The organism is Chitinophaga sp. (assembly GCF_035564935.1).
GTDB lineage: Bacteria > Bacteroidota > Bacteroidia > Chitinophagales > Chitinophagaceae > Chitinophaga.
The window spans coordinates 1-7,048 of the sequence record NZ_DATMTE010000137.1; the positions used below are offsets into that span (position 1 = coordinate 1).

Annotated in this window: 4 protein-coding genes; 3 read left to right on the forward strand and 1 reads right to left on the reverse strand. The window is 48.0% G+C overall.

Annotated elements, in window-relative coordinates:
- The first annotated feature begins 236 nt into the window (after nucleotides 1-236).
- The 3 genes from VN105_RS03690 (at nucleotide 237) to VN105_RS03700 (ending at nucleotide 5,917) form a co-directional block, all read left to right on the forward strand.
- Nucleotides 237-2,993 (forward strand): 2-oxoglutarate dehydrogenase E1 component, encoded by a 2,757-nt coding sequence (locus VN105_RS03690; protein ID WP_325638046.1) that lies wholly within the window; start codon nucleotides 237-239, stop codon nucleotides 2,991-2,993.
- 91 nt (nucleotides 2,994-3,084) lie between these two features.
- Nucleotides 3,085-4,662: a 2-oxoglutarate dehydrogenase complex dihydrolipoyllysine-residue succinyltransferase gene (odhB, locus tag VN105_RS03695; protein WP_325638048.1), complete on the forward strand. Its 1,578-nt coding sequence runs from the start codon at nucleotides 3,085-3,087 to the stop codon at nucleotides 4,660-4,662.
- Between the two features lie 97 nt (nucleotides 4,663-4,759).
- A complete protein-coding gene (locus tag VN105_RS03700) occupies nucleotides 4,760-5,917 on the forward strand; it encodes an Fmu (Sun) domain-containing protein (RefSeq protein WP_325638050.1) in 1,158 nt (385 codons plus the stop codon).
- 73 nt (nucleotides 5,918-5,990) lie between these two features.
- Here VN105_RS03700 and mnmA read toward each other — a convergent pair.
- On the reverse strand, nucleotides 5,991-7,048 hold a 1,058-nt coding region (gene mnmA / locus VN105_RS03705), incomplete at its 5' end, for a tRNA 2-thiouridine(34) synthase MnmA (RefSeq protein ID WP_325638052.1).

Below are 7,048 nucleotides of genomic sequence, written 5' to 3' on the forward strand. Positions count from 1 at the left end.
AAATTTCAAGTTTCGGACGGCAAAGGTAACTATATTACCTTTACAAAACAAACTAAATGTAGTTTTTCCGGTGAACTGCAAATATAAGCACCTTTTATCACAGATAATCACTTGATTTTTTCTCATTTTTTCCAACCAGCGTATCAAAAAACGAGCGATATTTGCAATCCCATATATTAATATATTGGGACCAACAGAAAAGTATTTGAACTGAAGATCAGCAAAACTCGTTGTAAATGAAGGACTTCTCATTCGTCACTAACTCACATCCTGCTTACATTGAATCGTTATACCAGGATTTCCGCAAAGATCCCAACTCTGTAGACCCGGATTGGGTTAAATTTTTCGAAGGATTTGATTTTGCAGTATCCAATGTTAACGGCAAAGCGGCGGCAGCGCCGGTAGCAGGAGGCAGCACTTCGTTGCCGGTGAGCGACGACCAGCTGGCGAAAGAACTGGGTGTATACCGCCTGATACAGGCGTATCGCAAAAAAGGCCATTTAATTGCTAAAACCAACCCCATCCGTGAAAGGAAGGACCGCAAGGCCAACCTCGACCTCGCCAGTTTTGGATTAGGGGACGCTGATCTTAAAACAGAATTTTACGCAGGAACCACCATCGGTGTGGGCAAAACCACCCTGGAAAAGATCGTTGCTTACCTGCAGCAGATTTACGCCGGTTCCGTAGGACTTCAATACACCTACATCAACGACCGGGTAAAGGCAAAGTGGATGGAGAAAGAGTTTGAAACGATCATGCAGCAGCCTTTATCCCTGGAACAACGCAAACGCATCCTGCAAAAGCTGAACCAGGGCGTTATTTTCGAGAAGTTTCTTCATACAAAATATATCGGGCAAAAGCGTTTTGGCCTGGAAGGCGGCGAAGCCACCATTCCCGCGCTGGATGCTATTATCAACGTGGCAGCTGAATACGGCGTGCAGGAATCTGTGATAGGAATGGCGCACCGCGGCCGTTTGAGCGTACTGGCTAATATCCTGGGGAAAACCTACGAACAGATCTTCAATGAATTTGAGGGCCTCGCCGTACCGGATATGACAATGGGCAGCGGCGACGTGAAATACCACCTCGGCTTCCGATCCCAGGTAACCACCCCTGCAGGCAAACCTGTTAACCTGCAACTGATGCCCAACCCTTCCCACCTGGAAGTGGTGGATCCGATCGTTATCGGATTTGCACGCAGTAAAGCAGACGTTATTTATAACAGCGATTACGATAAAATACTGCCTATCCTTATCCATGGCGATGCTGCCGTGGCAGGCCAGGGGATTGTGTATGAAGTGGAACAAATGAGCAAACTGAAAGGCTACTACGTAGGTGGTTCCATTCACTTTGTGATCAATAACCAGATCGGCTTTACCACCGATTTTGACGACGCCCGCTCCTCTGATTACTGTACCAGCGTGGCGTCTATTGTACAGGCTCCCGTATTCCACGTAAACGGCGACGATGCAGAAGCAGTGGTGAAAGTATCACAACTGGCTGCCCGTTACCGCCAGGAATTTAATGAAGATGTGTTTATTGACATGGTTTGCTACCGCAAACACGGGCACAACGAAGGAGATGAACCTAAGTTTACACAACCAAGCCTCTACGCCCTCATTGAAAAACACGCCAATCCGCGTGAAGTATATACCCAGTTCCTCCTGAACAACGGCGAATCCGATGCACAGGCACTGGCCAAGGAAATGGAGAAAAGCTTCTGGGACGACTTACAGGCCCGCCTGGATGATGTAAAACAACATCCGCTGCCTTATGTAAGCCAGAAACCTGAACAATGGTGGCAGGCCCTGCGCAAAGCTACCTCTCAGGATTTTGAGGCTTCCCCGGTAACTGCTATTAAGGAAGAAGATTTTAAACGGCTGTTCGACAGCCTGATGAAATGGCCGGATAACTTTGTACCGCTGCGTAAAGTGAGCAAACTGCTGCAGGATAAAGTAAAGCTTTACCAGGAAGAAGGTAAAGTGGACTGGGCTACCGGCGAACTGCTGGCCTATGCCAGCCTCCTGATCGAAGGAAAAGACGTAAGAATGAGCGGGGAAGATGTAAAACGTGGTACTTTTTCCCACCGCCATGCGGTATTGTTTGATGAAAATACCAATGAAACTTACAGCCGCCTTAGTCATTTGCAGGAGAACCAGGGTAAATTCAGAATTTATAACTCCCTATTGAGTGAATATGGCGTATTGGGCTTTGAATACGGCTATGCCATGGCGAATCCTAATAACCTGGTATTATGGGAAGCACAGTATGGCGACTTCGTAAACGGTGCGCAAACAGTTATTGACCAGTATATCAGCAGCGCAGAACAGAAATGGACTACGCAAAACGGCCTGGTGATGTTATTGCCACACGGCTATGAAGGTGGTGGACCAGACCACTCCAATGCCCGCCCGGAACGCTTCCTGCAACAATGCGCAGAGGAAAATATGGTGATCACCAATATTACCACTGCAGCCAATTTCTTCCATGCGTTACGCCGTCAGTTAACCTGGCAGTTCCGCAAACCTCTCATTAATTTCTCTCCGAAAGCCAATCTGCGCCATGTGGGCGCTTATTCAGCTACGGGAGAATTTACCCAGGGCGGCTTTAAGGAAGTACTGGATGATCCGTTTATCGATGATGCTGCAGTAGTAAAGAAAGTATTACTTTGCTCCGGCAAAATGTATTTTGATCTGAGTGATAAACAGGCTAAAGATGATCGTAAGGATGTAGCGATTGTACGCCTGGAACAGCTGTACCCGCTGCCGGTTAAACAACTGGAAACCATTGCACAGAAGTATAAAGGCGCTACCTTCTTCTGGGTACAGGAAGAACCGCTGAATATGGGCGCTGCAGCATTCCTGCAAATGAACCTGAAACAGATCAACTATGGTGTTATCAGCCGCAATCCGAGCGCTTCCACAGCAACCGGTTATGCAAAAGTGCATGCACGTGAGCAGCAGCAGATCATTGACACAGCTTTTAACATCTAAAAAAATTCAAAGAATAAACAGAATAACCGGGCTTTACGTTAAAGGTTAACCGCTCAACGAAAAACCTGGTATCACCATCAACTGATTAAATATGGTAATCGAAATCAAAGTCCCTACGGTAGGAGAATCTATTAGCGAGGTAACAATTGCAAAGTGGTTGAAGAAAGACGGAGATTATGTTCAGCAGGACGAGGTATTGTGTGAAATGGAATCTGAGAAAGCAACCTTCGAACTGAATGCAGAAAAGGCGGGTGTCTTGAAGATAGCCCCTGCTGCCCAGGAAGGAGCTACTTTGAAGATTGGCGATGTAGCCTGCACCATTGATACAGATGCCGCTGCACCGGCCACCGGCGCCGCTCCGGCTGCCGAACCTGCTGCAGCAGCGGGTACACCAGCGCCGGCTCCTGCGGCAGAAACACCGGCGGCGCCAGCTGTAAATAAAGGGACGATTGAAATGAAAGTGCCTACAGTAGGGGAGTCTATCAGTGAAGTAACGCTGGTGAAGTGGTTAAAGAATAATGGTGATTATGTAGAGCGTGATGAAGTGGTGTGTGAACTGGAATCGGAGAAGGCTACCTTCGAGCTTAATGCAGAAGAAGCAGGCGCCCTGATTACCGTAGCAAAAGAAGGCGATACCCTGAAAATAGGCGATGTTGCCTGCAAAATTGATACAAGCGTTGGCAGACCCGCAGGTAAAGCTGCACCAGCGGCCGCAGCTCCCGCAGCTCAGCCGGCCAAGGCTGCCCCACAACCACAGCAGGCGCCTGTTACCAGCATCCCTAATGATGTGAAAGCATCTCCGGTGGCTGCAGCAGTGATCGCCGATAAACATGTGGATCCCTCCAGCATCAAAGGTTCCGGCGCTCACGGTAAGATCATGAAAGACGATGTATTTGCTGCCCTGCAAAATCCGGGTGTGGCTATCGGCCAGGAAATGTTCTCCCGTAACGAACGCCGCGAAAAAATGAGCAACCTGCGTAAAACCGTTTCCCGCCGCCTGGTGGAAGCGAAGAATACAACGGCAATGCTAACTACCTTCAACGAGGTAGACATGACCGAAATCATGGCCCTGCGTGCCAAATACAAGGAAGTATTCAAGAAACAGCATGAGGTGAACCTCGGCTTCATGAGCTTCTTTACAAAAGCATGTTGCTTCGCTTTACAGGAATTTCCTTCTGTAAACGCTTATATCGACGGAGAAGAACTGGTATATCATGATTACTGCGATATTTCCATCGCTGTGTCCGCCCCGAAAGGACTGGTAGTACCCGTGATCCGCAATGCAGAGAGCCTGGATATGGCGGGTATTGAAAAAGCAGTAGTAGAGCTGGCTACCAAAGCCCGCGACAACAAACTGACCATGCCTGAAATGACCGGTGGTACCTTTACCATCACCAACGGTGGCGTATTCGGTTCCCTGATGAGCACACCCATCATCAATATCCCGCAATCCGCTATCCTGGGTATGCACAAAATCCAGGACCGCCCAATGGCTATCAACGGTCAGGTGGTAATCCGCCCGATGATGTACCTGGCGCTGAGCTACGATCACCGTATTATTGATGGCCGTGAATCAGTGAGCTTCCTCGTAAGAGTAAAAGAAATGCTGGAAAATCCTGAACAGCTCCTGTTTGGTAAAGATCCGCTGAAAGCATTGCTGAAACTCTAGTTTCAGCTGGTAAGATAAAATGAGATCCGGTCTGTAACAGGCCGGATTTTTTTATGCTATTTCCCCGCGGCGTCAATATTAGCCCGTATCTTCGCGTATGACCCGTTGGGAAAATTACTTAGCATCAGCAGAAAAAATTATCGGCGCCTACCAGGGCAGCCTGCCGTTACATCATTTCCTCAAATCCTTTTTTAAGGAACATCCTTATATGGGAGGGCGCGACCGGCGCTGGATTTCACAGCTGGTATATCATTACTTCCGGCTGGGGAAATGGGGAGAAACGCTTCCTGTAAAAGAGCGGATCATTACCGGTACTTTCCTTTGTGAAACTACTTCCAATGATTTCCTGGCTGCTATCCGTCCTGCCTGGAATGAACAAGTGGCATTACCGCATGCAGACAAGGCGGCATTGCTGCCTGTTCCCTTAACTCCTGCGGCGTTGTTCCCGTTCTTAACTGAATTGGCGGACACGATAGATGCTAACGCATACGCCTATACTATTTTAAAACAACCGCGGTTATTTATCCGGGCGCGCAATAATAAGCTCGATAAAATATTGCCGCTGCTGGATAAGGCAGCCGTTGTATATGAGGTATTTTCCAACAACGCCACTATAGCCTTGCCCAATGGCACTAAAATAGAGGTGATAGTGCCGGAAAAAAGCTGGTATGAAGTACAGGATGCTTCCAGTCAGCGTACCGGCGAATTATTCCATCCGCAAAAGCAGCAGCGCTGGTGGGACTGCTGCGCTGCGAGCGGTGGTAAATCCATCCTGCTCAAAGATCAGCAACCCGGTGTACAGTTGCTGGTATCTGATGTGAGAAGATCCATCCTGGAAAACCTGCAACAACGCTTTGCAATAGCGGGAGTGAAGAATTATGAGGCACGGGTGGCGGATCTTACCGCGGAAAACTTCCCTGCTTCCATGGGGAGCCAGCAGTTTGATGGCGTTATCCTGGACGCGCCCTGCAGTGGTTCCGGCACCTGGGGCCGTACGCCGGAAAGCATTACTTTTTTTAAAAAGGAAGAGATCGGGAAGTACCAGCAATTGCAGCAGAAGATAGCGCGAAATGTGGCGCCTTTTGTAAAAAAAGGCGGTTCGCTGATCTATATTACCTGTTCCGTTTTTAAGCAGGAAAATGAAGAAGTGGTAAAGTATATAGAATCTATCAGTGATTTGCGGAAACAGGAAGGGGGCGTGATTGCCGGGTATGATAAAGGAGCGGATACGATGTATGCAGTGAGATTATCTTAGTTTTTTGAAATAAGAAAAAGGGTGAGAAGATCTCATCTTCCCACCCTTTTTCTGTTATAACTGATTTACCAAATTATAAAACGGGTATGCTCCGCTGGATAATTCCCCCTCCAATCACATCATCGCCTTCATAAAAAACAGCTGACTGACCAGGCGCAATTCCCTTCACACTTTCATAGAAATTCACTTTTACCTGTCCGTTTTCATTGTACAGGTTACTCAGTGCGCCTTTATCTTTATAACGGATCTTCGTAACCGCTTCCATGCCTTCCGGGATCATATCATATTTACCCATGTTAATGCCGCTTACGAACATTTCACTTTTCTGCAGTTCATTTTCATTGCCTAAAACCACGGTATTGGTTTCGGGGATGATCTCGGTTACGAATACAGGGCGACCAAGGGCAATATCAAGCCCTTTACGCTGCCCAACAGTATAAAAGGGATAACCCTTGTGATGGCCAACGATCGTGCCGTCTGCCAGTACAAAATTGCCTCCGTTCACCCTTTCTTCCAGCCCTTCCACTTTTCTTTTCAGGAAGCCGCGGTAATCGTTGTCCGGAACAAAGCATATTTCATAGCTTTCGGCCTTTTTAGCCAGTTCCGGGTAGCCGAAATCAAATGCCATCTGGCGTATTTCTGTTTTGCGGTATTTGCCCAAAGGGAGAATAGTGCGGGCCAGTACATCCTGCTGGATGCCCCACAGCACATAGCTTTGGTCTTTGGTTTCGTCCAGGCCTTTACTGATCACGTAGCGGCCATTGTCGTGCTGCCGGATCTGTCCATAATGGCCGGTAGCAATAAACTCGCAATCCATGGCGTCTGCACGTTTCATCAGTGCACGCCATTTTATATGCGTGTTGCACAACACACAAGGATTAGGCGTACGTCCTGCAATATATTCCTCGACAAAATTATTCACTACAAAATCACCAAATTCATCACGGATATCCAGCACAAAGTGTGGGAACCCGTGATGCACTGCTGCAGCGCGGGCGTCGTTAAAAGAATCCAGGTTACAGCAGCCGGTTTCCTTTTTACTGGCACCGGCAGATGCATAATCCCAGGTTTTCATGGTGATTCCCACCACATCGTATCCCTGTTCATGCAGCATCAGCGCTGTAACAGTGC